We start from the raw sequence: 16,697 nt of genomic DNA on the forward strand, positions 1-16,697 counted from the left end.
TTGATTATCCAAAAACAACAAACGAGCTGCGCATAATGCGCCAGCTCGCTTGCTTGTTGTTGTATGGGTACCAAGGTTCAATCATGGAACTTTCTCAGCCTACTGCGCCCGGCTTTCTCCTACATATACTGACGCTCATGACGCCGAACCTGGTTTGGGTTTGGATTGTCAAGCTTAATACCAGGCATCAGGGATCATCTCCCGCTCCAGTGTCAGCAGTTCTTTGATGATCTGGTCTGCGTCGCTGATCGAGTTCACGAGTGGATCCGTCAGCATCGCTTTCCTCAACTTCTCGTAGCTCTGCTCCACGACGGCCTCTGCCGTAAGCTCATGCGTATCCAGCACAAGCTCCTGCATGCCCCGGATTCCCCGCGGCATCTCGCCTACGTGAACGGGCTTCGCCCCGTCCATGCTCACGTCGCACAGCAGCTCCAGGAACGAGTCGTCGCTCATATTTGTGACCGCGCCGCGATTCAGCGTATTGATGAAGAAACGTTTCCCCAAGTTGCCTACCATATTTTCGATAATGTCCGTCGCGTGATCCGGGCCGAAGGTACTCATATAATCGGCAATCGGAACATTCCCAGTGAGGAAGTCGTCGACCTGCCGCCACATCTCGTCGTGCCGCTGATACCGGTCCTCCGTCTCCCATATCGATAACGGCGGAATGGCGTCCGGCGTCTTGCCGTGACCTTGCCAATAACGGACGTATTCCTTGGTATGGGCCGTACACGTAGGGATATATCCGAAAATATCGTACAGCTCATATGTAATGGCGTCGTTATGAAGCGCCTTTGCCCCGCGGTCTCCCCCGTTGTTCTCCTCGCCAGCCGCTTTGCGCATCGCCTCCGCGATCAAGGGCATGACATCCTTGCCTTCGAACTCCGCTTTCAAAAGCCACGTGAAATGGTTGACGCCGGCGACGCGGAAGTCGAACTTCCTGTCGATCTCCTCGTTGAACCCGCTTCTGTCCCCGATAATTCCCGCCCGTACGGCGTAATAGGCTTTTTTATGCGGCATATGGTGGCTGTCGCACAGCGCGAACGATTTTAGCTTCGGCGCATACCGGTGTAAAGCGATCCCGTTTACGGTAGACGGGTTAATATAGTTGATCACCCAGGCGTCGGGGCACAGCTCTTCAACATCTCTAGCACATTCCATAATGACCGGCAGCTCCCGCATCGCCCGAAATATACCGCCTGGACCGATCGTATCCCCGGAGCACATGCGAATGCCGTATTTTAATGACACTTGGCAGTCGATGCCCCGGTACTTAACCGATTGCTCCGCAAAGCTGAGTACGACAAAGTCAGCCCCCGGAAGCACCTGTCTTCGGTCCGTTGATCCCTCCACTTTCAAAGATACGTTGTTCTCCCGGGCCACCATCTCCGCCAGTTTGACCATTTTCGATAATCGTTCCTCGTCCGTATCCACCAAAGCAAGCGTTCCCTGATTCAAGTATGGTGAATGGACCATCTGCCAAATGGACTGACGACCGAAAAACAGGCTGCCTGCTCCAATGACGACGACCTTCGGCTGCTGCATGTTCACACCGTTCACAAATAACCCTCCTCGTATGATATAAATCCATTATAGGAGGATGACCAGAAAATGGAATGTGAGATCGTTTCAAGTACATGTCAAAAAGTAATATCATTAACAACTCGCAAACCCTTTGTTATACTAAGTTTAAAATCTTAGATGTCATTCGGTAGAGGAGGCTATGCAACCCGATGAATGCCAACATGAGTATTCTCAACGAACTCTCGGAGTATGTCACGATCGGCATAAGCTCTTATTTAGAACAAACTCACGATAAGAATTGGATCGAACACAAGTCTCATCCCGATTACGATCTATGGTTCATTCAATCGGGCTCCGTGAGGGTAACGATCGGCGGGTCCGAACATACGGCGGGGGCGGGAGATGCGGTGTTTTTTTATCCCGATATGCCTTATATCGCTACGACGACCGAGGACGGCTGCCGATTCATTTACATTCATTTCAATTTCGGTATCGGCCAACAACAGCGAATACTAGGTGAGTTCGAACTCCCTGGAATCGTGCCCAGCGGCCTAATCCACGAGGAAGCGGTATTGTTCACACAGGCCTATCGCCGGTTGAAACAGGTCAGCGCCACACCGGGGAATCAGCTTTACTTGAAAGCATGCCTCCTAGCGGTCATTGCAAAGATCCTTGAGCTTCACGGGCATGGCACCTACACCGGCACATTCCTCAAAGGAAAGAAACCGGGTAAAACCGAAGGAAGCCTAAGTGTGCTGCAGGACGTATTTCAATACGTGGATGCAAACCTGCACCGTTCCGTTCGGATGAATGAGCTAGCTGCGCTAGTCGGCGTATCCGAGAAGTATTTTATCTCCTTTTTCAAGAAAAGCGTAGGCATTACGCCGGGACAGTACATTTTCCAAATCAAAATGAACCGGGCACGAGACTATCTCTACGCCAAAAAATACACGATCCAACAGATCGCAGGCTTTCTCGGGTATCCTGATCCGTTTACCTTTTCAAAAGCCTTCAAAAAATATTACAACGTGCCTCCTTCGAAATTCGAGTAACCCTGGTTCTCTGCGCCTGCAATCCCTTCCGTACGACAGAGACGTGATCTCCCGTCATTTGACCTTCTCTGCCAACTCCAAAATGATTCCCTCCGGCCCACGAACATAGCATAACTTGTAACTTTGTTCATATTGCTGGATCTCACTGAAGGTTTCCGTGCCCTTCTGTTTCAATGTGGATACGATGGCTTCAATGTCTTCAACCTCAATGGCCATATGCCGGATACCGAGCGTAAATGGATATGACTGCTGAATTTCGGTTTCGTCTGACGGATGATAATATTTGACCAGCTCGATCCATGCCTGGCTCCCTGGTGCCCCCAGTGCTACGCAGGCTGTTTTTGCATCGCGGAGCCCTAGGACCCGATCCAACAGCTCGCCTTCCATCTCCCATTCCGCTCTCACCTCAAAGCCTATATCGAGAAAAAACGCTTTGGCGGCCGCGAGATCACTTACGTTTATACTTACATGATCTATTTTATTAACCTTCATCTCGCACATCTCCTTCATCCGAGAAATAATGATGCAGATCGCTTTAGAATGACGCAATAAGCTCAAACTAATATTAACGTATATCAACGATTGCCATTTCTTTTCAATTGCTAAGTTGAGTTTGGTGAAACCGTTCCTCTTCTTGTTTACTCATTCACCGCGTGCTCGCACAGCTCCTGAAGGTGGCGGGCGATGATCCGTTCAATGGTCTCCGGCGCGTAGATCCCCGGCCGAAGCAATGCGAGGACCGTCAAGCCTTCAATCACCGCGGCCAATCTCAAGGTTTCGAGTTCCATGTCGATGGATGAGGGAAGAAGCTCTGCCTTAGCCAGAAGATCAAGGACGGTTCTGCTCAGGTCAAGAAGCCCGTCCGTGAGCTCATCCTTTTTATCTTGTAACGCCGAACTCGTGAGGGAACGGATGGCGAATACCCACCAGACGCCGGCTGCCGTTCGTTTGTCCGAATCCATGGGAAGGAGTTCTAAAACCACTTCCAGTGCGGCTTTCATCGGAATACGGCTTATCTCGATTCCTTTTGCTCTGTCGGCTCCTCTCGTTAAATAATAATCCACGATAAATAGCAGCAGCTCGTCCTGCGTTGAAAAATAATGCCGTAAAGCTCCAGGCGACACTCCTGCCGCAGCGGCGACGGCGCGGATTGACGCATGCTCGATCCCCTTTGTTTCAATAATTTTCCATGCCGATTCGGCGATAAGTTTTCTTTTTTGGTCATGGTCCACAATTTTTGGCACGGTAAAACGCCCCTTGATTTTATTTTAATACACTGTATTATAATAAATAGCACAGTGTGTTATTTCATTTTTCAGTTATACCGTGCCGTGGTTATCAAGTCAAGGGAGCTGGACTTTTTATCAATTACAGAAGGGGGAATTCTGTGCAGGAGCAATCTAAAGGATTTCGCGTGCAACTGATCTGTCATGGGTGCAAAAGGGCATTTATCGCCTTCGAGGGCACTTCAGCTTACGACCGCGCGAAACGAAACAGAAATGGAATGCATTACTGCGAGGATTGCAAAAACCGGATTGAGCTTGAAGCGAGGCTGCAGCTGGGAAGACGATTGTTGACCGGAAAGGATTAGCAAAAAAACCGTGCCGCCTAACGGCGCACGGTAGATTGCGTTATCCTTCATAAAGGTAATTTTTGAATCTCAAACCCATCGTTTAGCGACTTGACGATATACAGCTCATCAAAACCCTCACTATAAGACGGCCGTTGCAGCTTCTTCAAAGTGCTTATCATACCGATCTCAGGAACCTTTTCTTTCCCTTCCCTCTTGTTATTACGCTCTTGGGATAATTCATAGTCAGGTTCGAAATAATACCCTATAACCTTATATTGATGTTTTTTCACGAAATCGATATATTTTTTCCGATCCTCCACGGTGGGATTCGTATTGTCTACCACAAAGGATTGCATCGTTCGGACGGATGCTTCCAGAAAAACATTCTCCCGGTGTCTTGTTCTCAACATATCAAGATTAATCCTCATATGAGTTGCAAAGAACCTTTCCTTGTAAAATGTTGATTTTCCGGAAGCTTGTATCCCAGTGAAAATGACGCATTCCATGACGGTTTTCCTTCCTGGCCTAAAGATGGCGGGGCGTTTCAGATCCGCTTTGATCTTTATCGTATCCCCCAGCACGATCTTTAATACGAGCCCTTATCTCGTCACGCTGCCAGACATGCGATGTGCGAAACGTTCGGCCGCCTGAAGGGCCTCCTGCTTAGCCCGCTCCAATACGTTCTCTTTCGGTAAAACAGCGTTTCCCTGCGCGCGAATGATCTCGTAGCTGTCAAATCCCATAAAGGTAAACATCGATCGCAGATATTGATGGGAATACTCCACTTCTGTGTACCAGTCGTTATTGGTGTATATCGATCCGCTTCCCTGAATAACGAGTACGCTCCGTCCGTCTTTGAGCAAGCCTACGGATCCCGAATGGGTAAACGTGTACGTTTCCCGCGGAATGAGAATGGCGTCCATGTAGTCTTTAAGTTTGGACGGGATATTGAAATTATGCATCGGCATCGCAATGACGATGTTCTTCGCATCTTTGAACTGCCGCAGCAGTTCGTTCGTCCGGTCCGTAACTGCCTGCTCCTCCGGTGTGAGCAATTGTCCTGCAGCGGACTTGCTGCGGGCCGCTAGAGCAACGTGATCCAGCAGAGGTATCTCGTCTCGATAAAGATTGAGTTGTTCGACCTCACCATCCGGGACGAGCTCTCTGTAACGCTGTAAAAAAGACTCGAGCACGTTTAAAGTCACCGAGGTGGTGGATTGTACGTCCGGATGGGCATTTAGAACCAGCATTTTATTCATGATGCATCTTCTCCTACTCATCTATAATTGTCGATAACATTAATCGTCGATTAGTTCTGTCGACATTATAACTTGCAATCATTCCGTTTGTCAATCGCGTTACGTTTGACATCAAAAATGTTTGCTTTTAACATTATGGTTAGTGAATTTGTCGGGAGGCAGGTGGCTTGCATGCAGTATAGTATCGGGGTCGAATATGCTTTGCATTGCCTCGTATATTTGATTGATCTCCCGGTGGACAGTCCGATCGGGATCAAAGAACTTTCCGCCTACCAAGGTTTGTCGGAGACGTATCTGTCCAAAATTTTCGGGAAGCTGTCCAAAGCGGGTATTGTGGATTCGGTACCAGGGGTCAAGGGCGGCTACAAGCTGGCCAAATCCCCGGATGCGATAACTTTCTGGGACGTCGTCACGGCCGTCGAAGGAGATCAGCCCATTTTTCAATGCCAGAACATTAAAGATAAAAATTATTTCTACCGGAGCAAGGAGAACAACGATGCGTGCGCTTCCTGTACGCCTTCGGATTGCCTGATCAACATGGTCATGCTGGATGCGGAGGAGAAAATGCGGGATTCTTTGCGAAGCCGGACCCTGCAGTGGATGAACGAGGAACTGGAGCGCACCTTGCCCAAGGAAACCCGGGAAGATGCGCGTGCCTATTTTAAGAAGAACATCAAGGTTAAGTAGGACAGGTTTTTGCAATTGGATATAAAATACAAAAAAAGCCGCGCAGCTGCGGCTTTTTTAACTAATGTGTATTCTCGAAATCTAGTGATTTGCACTTTATGAATAAGCTATGCCCGCCAAAACGTTGTGCAGTCTGTTTTATCCATAATGTTATATTTGATCATTTTTTCAAGTAAGGAGTAATCAACAGGACGATCCCAGCGGATCCGCACCAACTCCTTGGTGTGATCATAGCCAGATTGTACCATTTCATCGGAAAAACGAACAATTCCCGCCCTTTCAGGAGCAACAGCAAGATGATGCTTGGCAACGCTGAAGCCGATGATAAATGTGCCGTGATCGGTAAACATAGGCTGATTCCATGCAATCTTTGGCGTTAAATTCGGGAATGTTTTCGTGATCCAGCCCAGTATTTCTTCCAATCGGGCACGGTGCTCGAGGTTATCGATCCGTGTTAAGTATTCTTCAAAAACTTCCATAGTCTCCCTCCTATGCCCATTACCCTTCCACGATGTCCGCCCGCAAATCTCCAGCAATTTCGATCATAAGGGGTACGACGTCTTGATGTGAGACAGCTACATACAACTCCCCCATATAGTGCCTAAAAGGAATGAGGGTGTCTCCATGCCGCCACATAAAGAAATCCCCTTCGATCGACATGGTACTTTCTTCCCCTTGTACAGTCAGCACCGTTTGGTAAGTAAAATCAGCCTTGGTTGAAAAATAAGCTTTGCATTCTTCCAATGAAATGTCTTGATCACCGGAGTCCGGCTGCATCGATCTCGTAATTCGAAAGCGTTGATTCATAAATATCCTCCACAATAAATGACTTTCTACTTCATATCCTCCACTACCTTAATCGTTAAGCGGATCACTGTCAATGGAGGCTCAAGGGCTCTCCGTCTTTTATTGAACCGTTGAGAACTTGCGGGAGATGGTCCTGTATTTTGTAGGTGAGATGCCTTTTTTAGCCGTAAATTGCTTGATCAAGTGAGTGTCATACTCAAATCCGGCAGCGTGAGCAATTTCATCAAGCTTCATCCCGGTGTGCGTTAAAAGTTCACTTGCAACTTTTAAACGGTATGACAGCAAGTAACCCATGGCTGTATGACCGCATCTTTCCTGAAACAGCTTATTCAGCGTCACTCGGTTTAAATGAGCGCAGCTCGTCAGATCTTCCAAAGAAACCTTTCTGGAATAGTTCGTGTGAATATACTCTAGCACCAAATCGACAGGGGAATGTTCGCCATTCCGGTTTAAATCCTCGAGCAAACCTAAAATCTGGATGAGGTATTTCTTTATTCTGCACACCCAGCGGGCATCGCTTTGCGCCTGCACTTCCATGCCAAGTATGAAAAACCATTCAAATAATCGCGGGAATGCTTTCTCGGTGATACGGGGTACAGCTGTATATGAATCCTCCCTTTGAAAAAGGGAACGGCCTGCTTGTATTCTCGGACTCGTCGGGAAATAGTCCCGTGTTTCAGAGAGAGTGATCGTGTTAAGAAATTCGGGATGAAAACGAAAGGATTGTGCAGCAACGTTTTGTTTTTCTGTCACTTCCATCTCATCATCCTCGGCCAAGCAAAGGATACCAGGAGCGGAAATCGATATCGGCCGTTCGTTTAACGTCCCGCTCATCCTTCCTGATGTGAAGAGAATGAGCGTATAACGCTCAGGATAAGGAAGCATGCTGAGATCCTCCACGGCGGCAAACTCAATATTCACGATACGATGTTTGTGTCGATCTATTTGCGGCATAGCCATCACCTATCAAATTTTATAGTTAGATGCTTCGTTTATGCCAGTGTACCATACCAGCACAAAGGATATAATGGCGATGCAACGACAAAAGGAGGGAAAGCACGATGACGATTGAGCGTTTTCACATTCATGTCGCAGACGAAATTTTGGACGATCTAAAATACAGACTGGATCATATTCGCTGGCCGGAACAAGTAGATAACGATGGATGGGAACGAGGCACGGAATTAAGTTACTTAAAGTCTCTCGTGTCGTACTGGAAGGACCATTATGATTGGCGAGCCAAGGAATCCGAGTTGAACCGCTTTTCCCAGTATTGCTGCCATATTGACGGGATCGATGTGCACTTTGTACATGAGCGTGGTAAAGGATCTAACCCTCTGCCCATCATTCTTACCCACGGTTGGCCCGACAGTTACCTTCGTTATGAAAAAATCATTCCTCTGCTTACGGATCCAGCCAGCTACGGCGGAAACCCTGAAGACTCATTTGATGTGATTGTCCCGTCATTACCTGGTTTTGGGTTCTCAAGCCGCCCTGCACTTTCCGGTGTCAACAATTTTCGTGTCTCGGAAATGTGGGCTCAGCTGATGACGCACCACTTAGGCTACAGTAAATTTGCTGCCGCCGGCGGAGATATCGGCTCCGGTGTTACAAGGTACCTGGCAGCCAACCATCCGGAACTGTTATTCGGAATCCACTTGACCGATATCGGCATTATTAGAGATCTGATGACGGCAACAGATCAGGCAAAGCTGTCGGAAGAAGAACTGCGTTATAAGAAAAACGCATCGGCATGGATTGCTGAAGAAGGTGGCTATATGTCCCTTCAATCGACCCGCCCCCAAACACTGGCGTATGGACTATCCGATTCACCGGTCGGCTTGGCAGGCTGGATCATTGAAAAATTCCGGGCATGGAGCGATTGTAACGGTAATCTTGAGCAAAAATTCAGTGAGGATGAATTGATCACGCATATGATGATTTATTGGGTGACAAACACGGCCATGTCGGCAGCGAACATCTATTATGAGAATTCTCATTCCTTGCCGCCATTGGGCTACATTGAGGTGCCGACAGGCATCGCGTTGTTCCCAGCAGACATATTGCTGCCGCCCAGAGAATGGGCTGTACGCAACCTAAATGTAACCCGCTGGACTACGCTGCCCCGTGGCGGACATTTTACCGCATTGGAAGAACCCGAGCTCTTGGCACAAGACATTCGTGCCTTCTATAAGCCGTTAAGAGGGAAAATAAATCATTGATATTCATGATGATCCAAAACGCGCACTCCCCAATACTACGATAAACAACGGCAGCCGATCGTGTGATCGGTTGCCGTTGTTTGATTTCGCAAGGTTCCTCTCCAATGATTTTTCAACTAACGTGTCGTCTGCGCCGTTCGGCACTCATCCACTCAGGACTCCACGTTTGCTCTTTGTCATCGATCCGTTTGCCTGGTGGAACAATCGCATCGATCGCATCCAACACATCCGTGCCAAGCCTCAATTCTGCACCGGCAATATAGGCTTTTAATTGTTCTGAAGTGCGCGGTCCCCAGAGAGTTGACGTGACGGATGGATGATTTTGGGTAAAAGCTACTGCCATATCCGCTAGTAGAATCCCCGCTTCATTCGCAAGTTGTTGCAGCTTTTCAATGATCTTAAACTTATATTCATTTTCAGCTAGCTCAGGATTTAACGCATCTGCATACCCTTTTAATATCGCAGCTCGAGAATCGCTTAGCGCGGCCTGACCTGCTTTGTACTTTCCTGTCAGTAAGCCACCAGATAAGGGACTGTACACGAAAAGAGAAAGATCATATTGTTTAGCGACTTCAGCAAGTTCAAATTCCATTTGCCGATTGATCATAGAATATGGTGTTTGTTCACTTACAAATCGCTGAATATGATATCGATCGCTAATAGCTTGTGCCTGAACCATTTGCCAACCCAGGTGATTTGAAGTACCAATATGATGAATTTTCCCTTCTTTCACCAAATCGTTCAACGTTAATAGAATCTCCTCATAAGCAACAAATTCAAAAGGAAGATGGAGTTGATAAAGGTCTATATAGTCGGTCTGCAAACGTAACAGACTTTGTTCAACAGCAGCTCGTATTGAGCGGCGAGATGCACCACTATGATTTAATTCATGAGTAGCCTCCGCACCAAATTTAGAAGCTAATATGACATTTTGCCGCCTGGCTTTAATCGCTTTTCCGATAATGCGTTCCGATTCCCCATTTCCGTATCTGTTAGATGTATCAATCAGATTGATGCCAAAGTCCAATGCTTCTTCAATCATTTTTATGCTATCTTCTTCACTTGTCCTTGATCCAAAACTTGATCCGCCTAATGCAAACGCGCTGACTTTTGTACCCGTCTTTCCAAGATATCTATATTCCATGGTTTTCCTCCTTAAAATTGATACAGCCCGATGGTAATGAACACGTGTTGATTAAGGCTATAGAAGCAATTATAATCAGGCATGACGGGGAGTTCAATGAACATAAAAGGCCAAGTGTTGATTAATAGATACAACGTCAAAATTGTTGATAAACACCAACATTCATCATGGGGGTAAACAAATGAGCCAAAATAGTACGGATTTGAGAGTCGTCCGCAGTCGCACACTAATGGAGAACGCATTGTTGTCTATTTTGGAAAATAAAGGCATTAAAGGGCTGACGGTTAAAAACCTGTGTGAAACAGCAGGAATTAATCGAGGCACTTTTTATTTACATTATAAAGATATTTTTCATCTCATTGAGGAAACTGTATTTATTCAAGAATTATTGAGCGTATTCGAACCTCTCAATCTTCAGGAGTTGATGCGCTATCCTGATTATGAGGGAGCTTATCCTCCAATTACCAAGGCCTTCCATTACATGCATAAGCATGCCAGCTTTTTTAAAGCGCTATTCCATTCGGATGCTCCAGCAGAGTTAAAAGAACGGCTCCAGTATTTAGTGGGTACACGTTTGTATGAAAATTTGAAGCGGAATCAAGACGATCATTCTGAAAACCTATTTACGGATTATGCAATTGCTTATTTGGGAAATGCACAATTTGGAATGATTCAACATTGGTTTACGGCGGATCGTTCCATTCCTCCCGAAGATATAGCGAGAATGTTGACTAGGTATATACGCAATACACCATGTCTTGATAACGAAGGTTGAAGTTTGTATGGTATCTGCAGTTAGATTTGAGCATCCGATGTTAAGCAACAAAAAAAGCAGCAGTTCGAAGTTTTGAACTGCTGCTTTTATTTAAGCTCATACGCAGGAAAATAAAATCAAACTAGCTCCAGTGCTTTCAGCAAGGCGTATTCACTAGATTTGGCGCCTTCTTGCGAATAATGCGCATTCGGAAATGCTGGAGCCAAATGATGATATCCAGGATATACATGCAGCTCCACCAAGACACCGTCAAAGGCCAGCTGTTTGGCAAATAATATCGCTTCATCTATGAACAAATCAATGCTGCCAATGCTGATATACGTGGGCGGTAAACCAGCCAACGATTTCGCACGTGCAGGCACGTAATACTCGCTGGTCCCCTCTTGACCGGGTTCGTGCCCTAGTACCGATTTCCATCCAAAATAATTGCTGCGATTTGTCCACACAAACTCGCCGGCATAGGGATGATCCGACGAAATACTTGTACGGTCATCGAGCATCGGGCTGCGCAGCCTTAGATGATGAATGTCGAATTCTTTTTGATCGCGAATGTATAGGGCTAGCCCTGCCGCAAGCCCGGCACCTGCGCTGCTCCCACCAACCGCGACTTTCTGAATATCGATCCCTAATTCTTCGGCATGTTCAATGCACCATTTCAGTCCTGAATAACAGTCATGCAACTGACTTGGCTGAATATGTTCCGGCGCGAGTCGGTAATCCACAGATACGCAGCAAAAACCATGCTGCGCCGCCAAGGCTGCATTCGCTGAGCGATCGCCGACCGTACTGCCCATAACCATTCCGCCACCGTGAATCGAATAATATAACGGCATTTTGTCGTACTTGAGCTCACGAGGTTTAATGATTTCTATGCGTATATCGGGTCCGCCAAAATAACTCGGCACCGCTCTTTCTTCCCATGTGACAGGAAACAGCTGCGTTACATCCATTTGCGGAATCATTTTTGCTTGATTTTCCCGTGATTCCATAAGGGTTGCACCAGTCAGATCGCTTGTTGGAAATAAATCAAGTACACTTATAATCTCCGGATCGACCAGATGCCTGCTTCTGCTTTTTTGTTCGTTCATCGTTACGTTTCCCCGCTTTCTTATAGAATCCTTCGAAGGATGATGTGGTCCAGCATTCCCCGTTGGGATCGATTTCATAAGTTGTTATATCGATCTTCCGCACCAGCGGATTGTTCCTCCGCCTATTCAAATTCTAAAAGAGCGCATTAAGCGATTCCTATGTAAACAATGACTTAGAATCGTTTTTGACATAAGAAAAACGTCTATCGACGTACCTTCAAAGAAGACAGACCGCGTCTAAAGGAAGTTTTTCTTGCGAGATCAGGAAACAGAAGCTCCGAAACTTATACTTTCTGAACTCTTAAAAAAACTGATGAAGATTATCTTCATCAGTGCCGTTCGTTATTTATTTCCCGAATATACAATTTTCTTAATCGTTTCAATGGAGAGAAAATAGTCCTCAGCTAGCTGCTCGATACTGCTATTATTCTTATATGCCTGTCTTATCTCAGCATTTCGCTGATCCAGCCATTGCCTTCCGCCGCTCAAGCTCCCCCAATGCTGATATTCCTTCTGCTGCTTCGGAATGTAGATCGTCTCTCCCTGGACATACTTTTGAATTTCTATAATTAGCTTGTCAGGTAGTATTTTTTTAGCATTCGTATATTTCAATTCGCTTCACTCCTTATTTTGAAAATAAGGTGCAAAGCCAAAATATTAGAAAAGCTTATTCAGCGTTAGTTAAAATTCCGCCCCATGCAAAGTAACGCTTCTCCAATACTGGCTTTGCATGAGTGAAAGAAGTCACAGACAATCTTGATCGATTCTCCATCAGTAAAGCACCCCCTTAACGTTCACAGTATACCATATTTCAGATGGGCGGTTCCCGTCATTATGGATTCTAGTCAACCGTTCTTTTCCAATAACGCTTAATCAGCCACGGTCTGGTCCGTTGAAGAAAAAGGATATTGGCCTAAAACCAAGAACTTCTTAACATGTTAGATAGAATGAACTAAAGAATTTAATTGTTATAGAGACGTATGGGACCGTTATAACAGGATGTTCAAAGCTAAACTTTAGTTCAATCTATATGATTGTTTTATTATATGAACTTTACTTATGGATTGGAGGAACTTTTCGTGAAAAGGAGAAAAATCAAATGGGGATGATTGTACTCGGTATATTCATGATTGTATTAGGCCTGTACGATTATAAAAATCCGAATTCCAAACTTCTTAAATTTTTACGACGTGCTCCCGAGAATGATACCGAAGTCCAACAAGTACGCTCAAATGGTTCCACTGAAATGTTTGGCGGGATCATATTTATATTGATTGGAGTAGTCGTTCTTCTGTTACGAAAATACGGGCACTTCTAGCGATCATCCAGGAACGTAACAACAACTTACACTGAACTCATTCAAAGGAGTCCATCCATGTATACTCAACCCACTGCACTACATTCTGTTTTAGATCCAAAGTATCTGGAATACTGCCTTAGCAAACACTATGACATAGGAGAATGGAATGAATGTTTGTATTGGCTGCGTGGACTAAATGATACTTATAGAATTCGAACTTCTAAAGGTTTATACATACTGCGAGTTTATCGTCAAGCGATTGAAGAACTTGATGTGGCTTATGAGTTATCTTTATTAACCCAATTACAACGCGAGTTGACCTCAGTGGCTACACAAGTATCCGAACCCATGATCCAAAGGGACGGCCATTTGTATACCATTTTGGATGCACCAGAAGGTAAGCGAATTGCCGTCATTTTCCGCTATTTGAGTGGCACTGAAAATCTGCTTCACGACGAAAAATCATGTTTTTCATTTGGAAAATCTGCAGCCGAATTGCATGCAGCGATGGATCGGATAACCATGAATCAGCCCAGATTTCATCTGGATACTCCCTTCCTTATCAATCAATCCCTGCATCGGATCGTGGACTACCTTGGAGAGACCCATCGTTCCGTGTCTTTTCTACGCGAATTTGCAGGCGCTTTAATGGACCGGATTCATACAGCAGCTGACCAGGGCTTGGATTGGGGAATCTGCCATGGAGATATGCACGGCAATAACAATGCGTTCCAGGATGGGGACCATTTCACTCATTATGACTTTGAATGGTCCGCACAAGGTTGGCGCGCTTATGATTTGGCACAAGTACGGGGCAGAAAACGTCAATTAGAGGATCGAAAAGAAGTGCTTTGGGATTCGTTCATCTCAGGTTATCGATCGGTTAGAGACTTTTCAGAACAGGATGAATCCGCGATTGAATTATTTATGATCGCTCGCCGCTTTTGGATTATGGGTCTTGATGTGGCATTCATCCATAATGATTCTGGCGCCCTGGACTTTTCGGAGGATTGGCTGGAAGGGTTTGTTCAAGAATTTCGCTCATACCATATTATTTGAAATGCCTCCGCCTAACCAATATCTAGTATCTGTTTCAACCGATGTTTATGTAAAATAAAATGCAAAAAAGCCGCATCTTTGCGGCTTTTTCATAAGTAGTTTAATACTCTTTCTTGATGACAAAAAACGAGCCCCGGATCGTTCCAGCTAATTTAGACTTCTGCCGGGCAAACTTAAACTTTTCCAGCTCCTTCGGTTCCTCCATTCCGTCCGAAAGCTTAAAACCAACGGCCCGCTTCTTCGGGTCATCCACCGTATACATCACATTGAGCCCCAGACCATCTTCATAAAAGACATAGGTGAATTGAATATTTTCGACTTGGAATTGCGATGTTTCCAAAGGCTTGGCTGCAAACTCGATCTCTCGTTCTTCTTTCAAAATCCGGTTCACATAATCCAGAGTCTCCTGGCTTTCGCTGGCGGGTACGACTGTAAATTTGTGCTTATACTTGTTCATGAAGTAACGGGCCTCATTCGCCCGAAGCCCAGCAAGCGCTTCTGCTACTGGTGAAGACTCAACACCAACGGTGGACACATCTTTAAAATCAACGATATACGACATTTCTATCCCTCCTAAAAGTTTGGTAAGGCGTTATACCTTAGAATCTCACTTCGGGCAAAATCCGCCCCGATTACTTCATCAATTTGCTTACTTCTTCACAACAGGAATCCACATTTCGCCAAATACGACGCCGTCACGCTGCCCCATCTCAACGGTTGCATTCGGTCCTCCAACATAAGCATAATCTTTCGCTTCCGGCAGCACTTGACCAAACGCAAAGCCAGCAAGCTGATTGCTCAGATCATTGGATGTCGGCGCTTCCCCTTTAACAACGAGGTATTCACCCTGAGGGAATTGGATCATTCTCGTTGCCTCCGGCAGCGAAGCATCCGTCATGACGCCGGCATAGTACATCATCTTGTTGTTCACCGCTTCGTTCACGGCAAAAATGAAATCATTAGCGGCGATGGATTTTAACGTATCCAGCCTTCCGTCTTCTTCGACAGCCGACCAGAATTCTGCTTTTTCTTTGTTGATGCCGGCGTAGTCTGTGTAATCGCTCTTCAGTTCCGTTCCAATCCCCAAAACGATAAAGCTGTCCTTTTCTTCCAACGTAAATTGTGCCATATTTGATTACCTTCCTTTTTTAAAATTTTGTTCAAATGATTTGTGTTTTCACTTGATAGGTTTATAATAACCTTGAATCATGTCAAAAAGTGATACTGTTTAGGAGACTCCTATGAAAAAAGTTGAACGGATTAATACCATCATGCGGTATATCAACAATCGTGCCCACTTTACGATTTCCGAAATTATGCGGGAATTTAACATCTCCCGATCGACGGCGATCCGGGATATTCGGGAAATCGAAGCGATGGGGATGCCGCTTGTTGCAGAAGTCGGCAGGGATGGCGGGTATTTCGTCATGAACAACTCGATCCTGCCCACGGTCCGCTTTACCGATAACGAAATTAAAGCCTTGTTCATTGGCTTTATGGCCACAAGAAATCAGCAGCTCCCCTATTTGAAGAGCCGCCAATCGCTGGCCGAGAAATTGCTTGGCCTGATTTCAAAAAACCAGCAGGATGACCTTGTCCTGTTGAATCAAATTTTGCTGTTTGAAGGAACCAACCCCAATAATCCCGACCTGCTCGACCTCTCGGACCTTCCCCATCCGATGCTGGAAAAGCTCATCCAAGTCCTTCTCAAGGACGAATATTTATGGATCACCATCCAAGAAGAGATGGAAATCAAGTCCTATCCCATTTATCTCCTGCACCTCTATCGTGAGAAAAGCGTCTGGCTGATCGAGGGATTTGATTTGAAGGAAGAAAAGAGAAGGATTATTCCTGTTGATGACCTTACCAATGTAGAGCCGTACCCTTTGAAAAAAAGAATAAGTAAGAAAAAGATCCAAGAACAACTGCGTAAGCAGGATGAAATCATCAACCTGGTCATTGAACTGGGTCCAAAAGCGATTGCGCAGTTCAGAAAATACCATCCCATAAAAGTATCCCTTTCCTATACGAATCCTTACCAAACGACAGCCATTTTAAGGACATATATTCATGTCGATAAAGCCGAAGAAATAACCGAACTAACCAATTGGCTGCTTTTTCTGGGTGGAGATATCAAGGTCAGGGAGATGCCGAAAGAAGTCTTGGAGGTGATCCAGGAAAGAATGGGCTTGTACCTTCCATAAACT

The 16,697-nt window shown here is 45.7% G+C and carries 19 protein-coding genes; 6 read left to right on the plus strand and 13 right to left on the minus strand.

The window, feature by feature from the left end:
- Window positions 1-174: 174 nt before the first annotated feature.
- Window positions 175-1,560, minus strand: a complete 1,386-nt coding sequence (locus BCV73_RS14425; RefSeq protein ID WP_089547649.1) for a family 4 glycosyl hydrolase — start codon at window positions 1,558-1,560, stop codon at window positions 175-177.
- 185 nt (window positions 1,561-1,745) lie between these two features.
- On the opposite strand from BCV73_RS14425, the gene BCV73_RS14430 reads away from it, so the two are divergent.
- A complete protein-coding gene (locus BCV73_RS14430) occupies window positions 1,746-2,576 on the plus strand; it encodes an AraC family transcriptional regulator (protein WP_256992861.1) in 831 nt (276 codons plus the stop codon).
- A gap of 54 nt (window positions 2,577-2,630) precedes the next feature.
- Here BCV73_RS14430 and BCV73_RS14435 read toward each other — a convergent pair whose 3' ends face one another.
- From BCV73_RS14435 to BCV73_RS14455, 4 genes are all read right to left on the minus strand, one after another.
- Window positions 2,631-3,068, minus strand: coding sequence for a VOC family protein (locus tag BCV73_RS14435; RefSeq protein ID WP_089547651.1), 438 nt, complete (start codon window positions 3,066-3,068; stop codon window positions 2,631-2,633).
- Window positions 3,069-3,214: 146 nt separating this feature from the next.
- Window positions 3,215-3,820: a TetR/AcrR family transcriptional regulator gene (locus tag BCV73_RS14440; protein WP_089547652.1), complete on the minus strand. Its 606-nt coding sequence runs from the start codon at window positions 3,818-3,820 to the stop codon at window positions 3,215-3,217.
- A gap of 394 nt (window positions 3,821-4,214) precedes the next feature.
- Window positions 4,215-4,655, minus strand: coding sequence for an AAA family ATPase (locus BCV73_RS14450; protein WP_089547653.1), 441 nt, complete (start codon window positions 4,653-4,655; stop codon window positions 4,215-4,217).
- Between the two features lie 93 nt (window positions 4,656-4,748).
- Entirely contained in the window at window positions 4,749-5,408 is a 660-nt protein-coding gene (locus tag BCV73_RS14455) for an FMN-dependent NADH-azoreductase (protein ID WP_089547654.1), read from the minus strand.
- A gap of 171 nt (window positions 5,409-5,579) precedes the next feature.
- Here BCV73_RS14455 and BCV73_RS14460 point away from each other — a divergent pair, with 171 nt between their 5' ends.
- Complete coding sequence (locus BCV73_RS14460; protein ID WP_076164643.1) at window positions 5,580-6,095, plus strand: RrF2 family transcriptional regulator; 516 nt, start codon at window positions 5,580-5,582, stop codon at window positions 6,093-6,095.
- Window positions 6,096-6,202: 107 nt separating this feature from the next.
- On the opposite strand, the gene BCV73_RS14465 is transcribed toward BCV73_RS14460, so the two are convergent.
- The 3 genes from BCV73_RS14465 to BCV73_RS14475 form a co-directional block, all read right to left on the minus strand.
- Window positions 6,203-6,574, minus strand: a complete 372-nt coding sequence (locus BCV73_RS14465; protein ID WP_089547655.1) for an iron chaperone — start codon at window positions 6,572-6,574, stop codon at window positions 6,203-6,205.
- Between the two features lie 19 nt (window positions 6,575-6,593).
- The gene (locus BCV73_RS14470; protein WP_089547656.1) at window positions 6,594-6,902 is read right to left on the minus strand and encodes a hypothetical protein; all 309 of its coding nucleotides are present in this window, start codon (window positions 6,900-6,902) and stop codon (window positions 6,594-6,596) included.
- Between the two features lie 99 nt (window positions 6,903-7,001).
- Entirely contained in the window at window positions 7,002-7,856 is an 855-nt protein-coding gene (locus BCV73_RS14475) for a helix-turn-helix domain-containing protein (RefSeq protein ID WP_089547657.1), read from the minus strand.
- 107 nt (window positions 7,857-7,963) lie between these two features.
- On the opposite strand from BCV73_RS14475, the gene BCV73_RS14480 reads away from it, so the two are divergent.
- A complete protein-coding gene (locus tag BCV73_RS14480) occupies window positions 7,964-9,124 on the plus strand; it encodes an epoxide hydrolase family protein (RefSeq protein ID WP_089547658.1) in 1,161 nt (386 codons plus the stop codon).
- A gap of 112 nt (window positions 9,125-9,236) precedes the next feature.
- Here BCV73_RS14480 and BCV73_RS14485 read toward each other — a convergent pair whose 3' ends face one another.
- The gene (locus BCV73_RS14485; RefSeq protein WP_089547659.1) at window positions 9,237-10,268 is read right to left on the minus strand and encodes an aldo/keto reductase; all 1,032 of its coding nucleotides are present in this window, start codon (window positions 10,266-10,268) and stop codon (window positions 9,237-9,239) included.
- A gap of 181 nt (window positions 10,269-10,449) precedes the next feature.
- Here BCV73_RS14485 and BCV73_RS14490 point away from each other — a divergent pair, with 181 nt between their 5' ends.
- On the plus strand, window positions 10,450-11,043 hold the full coding sequence (locus BCV73_RS14490; RefSeq protein WP_089547660.1) for a TetR/AcrR family transcriptional regulator: 594 nt from the start codon (window positions 10,450-10,452) through the stop codon (window positions 11,041-11,043).
- A 116-nt stretch (window positions 11,044-11,159) separates the two neighbouring features.
- Here the strand turns inward: BCV73_RS14490 and BCV73_RS14495 are convergent, their stop codons facing one another.
- Window positions 11,160-12,131 carry an alpha/beta hydrolase fold domain-containing protein gene (locus tag BCV73_RS14495; protein WP_076164626.1) on the minus strand — a complete coding sequence of 324 codons (972 nt, stop codon included), beginning with the start codon at window positions 12,129-12,131 and terminating at the stop codon, window positions 11,160-11,162.
- Window positions 12,132-12,473: 342 nt separating this feature from the next.
- Complete coding sequence (locus BCV73_RS14500) at window positions 12,474-12,743, minus strand: CD3324 family protein (protein WP_076164624.1); 270 nt, start codon at window positions 12,741-12,743, stop codon at window positions 12,474-12,476.
- Between the two features lie 763 nt (window positions 12,744-13,506).
- On the opposite strand from BCV73_RS14500, the gene BCV73_RS14510 reads away from it, so the two are divergent.
- Window positions 13,507-14,490 carry a phosphotransferase gene (locus tag BCV73_RS14510; RefSeq protein WP_089547662.1) on the plus strand — a complete coding sequence of 328 codons (984 nt, stop codon included), beginning with the start codon at window positions 13,507-13,509 and terminating at the stop codon, window positions 14,488-14,490.
- Between the two features lie 100 nt (window positions 14,491-14,590).
- On the opposite strand, the gene BCV73_RS14515 is transcribed toward BCV73_RS14510, so the two are convergent.
- Together BCV73_RS14515 and BCV73_RS14520 are read right to left on the minus strand one after the other, a co-directional pair.
- Window positions 14,591-15,052 (minus strand): phage tail protein, encoded by a 462-nt coding sequence (locus BCV73_RS14515; protein ID WP_076164618.1) that lies wholly within the window; start codon window positions 15,050-15,052, stop codon window positions 14,591-14,593.
- Window positions 15,053-15,139: 87 nt separating this feature from the next.
- Window positions 15,140-15,619 carry a GyrI-like domain-containing protein gene (locus BCV73_RS14520; RefSeq protein ID WP_076164616.1) on the minus strand — a complete coding sequence of 160 codons (480 nt, stop codon included), beginning with the start codon at window positions 15,617-15,619 and terminating at the stop codon, window positions 15,140-15,142.
- Window positions 15,620-15,731: 112 nt separating this feature from the next.
- On the opposite strand from BCV73_RS14520, the gene BCV73_RS14525 reads away from it, so the two are divergent.
- Window positions 15,732-16,694 carry a helix-turn-helix transcriptional regulator gene (locus BCV73_RS14525; RefSeq protein WP_076164614.1) on the plus strand — a complete coding sequence of 321 codons (963 nt, stop codon included), beginning with the start codon at window positions 15,732-15,734 and terminating at the stop codon, window positions 16,692-16,694.
- Window positions 16,695-16,697: the final 3 nt, after the last annotated feature.

The organism is Paenibacillus sp. SSG-1 (assembly GCF_002224835.1).
In the GTDB taxonomy this organism is placed as follows: Bacteria; Bacillota; Bacilli; order Paenibacillales; family Paenibacillaceae; genus Paenibacillus_AQ; species Paenibacillus_AQ favisporus.

What these genes read in the sequence shown, in the direction of transcription:
- BCV73_RS14430 (WP_256992861.1), top strand. Translation starts at nt 1,746, where the DNA reads ATGAGTATTCTCAACGAACTCTCGGAGTATGTCACGATCGGCATAAGC.
- BCV73_RS14515 (WP_076164618.1), bottom strand. Translation starts at nt 15,052, where the DNA reads ATGTCGTATATCGTTGATTTTAAAGATGTGTCCACCGTTGGTGTTGAG.
- BCV73_RS14435 (WP_089547651.1), bottom strand. Translation starts at nt 3,068, where the DNA reads ATGAAGGTTAATAAAATAGATCATGTAAGTATAAACGTAAGTGATCTC.
- BCV73_RS14465 (WP_089547655.1), bottom strand. Translation starts at nt 6,574, where the DNA reads ATGGAAGTTTTTGAAGAATACTTAACACGGATCGATAACCTCGAGCAC.
- BCV73_RS14455 (WP_089547654.1), bottom strand. Translation starts at nt 5,408, where the DNA reads ATGAATAAAATGCTGGTTCTAAATGCCCATCCGGACGTACAATCCACC.
- BCV73_RS14470 (WP_089547656.1), bottom strand. Translation starts at nt 6,902, where the DNA reads ATGAATCAACGCTTTCGAATTACGAGATCGATGCAGCCGGACTCCGGT.
- BCV73_RS14520 (WP_076164616.1), bottom strand. Translation starts at nt 15,619, where the DNA reads ATGGCACAATTTACGTTGGAAGAAAAGGACAGCTTTATCGTTTTGGGG.
- BCV73_RS14460 (WP_076164643.1), top strand. Translation starts at nt 5,580, where the DNA reads ATGCAGTATAGTATCGGGGTCGAATATGCTTTGCATTGCCTCGTATAT.
- BCV73_RS14480 (WP_089547658.1), top strand. Translation starts at nt 7,964, where the DNA reads ATGACGATTGAGCGTTTTCACATTCATGTCGCAGACGAAATTTTGGAC.
- BCV73_RS14510 (WP_089547662.1), top strand. Translation starts at nt 13,507, where the DNA reads ATGTATACTCAACCCACTGCACTACATTCTGTTTTAGATCCAAAGTAT.
- BCV73_RS14525 (WP_076164614.1), top strand. Translation starts at nt 15,732, where the DNA reads ATGAAAAAAGTTGAACGGATTAATACCATCATGCGGTATATCAACAAT.
- BCV73_RS14475 (WP_089547657.1), bottom strand. Translation starts at nt 7,856, where the DNA reads ATGCCGCAAATAGATCGACACAAACATCGTATCGTGAATATTGAGTTT.
- BCV73_RS14490 (WP_089547660.1), top strand. Translation starts at nt 10,450, where the DNA reads ATGAGCCAAAATAGTACGGATTTGAGAGTCGTCCGCAGTCGCACACTA.
- BCV73_RS14485 (WP_089547659.1), bottom strand. Translation starts at nt 10,268, where the DNA reads ATGGAATATAGATATCTTGGAAAGACGGGTACAAAAGTCAGCGCGTTT.
- BCV73_RS14450 (WP_089547653.1), bottom strand. Translation starts at nt 4,655, where the DNA reads ATGGAATGCGTCATTTTCACTGGGATACAAGCTTCCGGAAAATCAACA.
- BCV73_RS14495 (WP_076164626.1), bottom strand. Translation starts at nt 12,131, where the DNA reads ATGAACGAACAAAAAAGCAGAAGCAGGCATCTGGTCGATCCGGAGATT.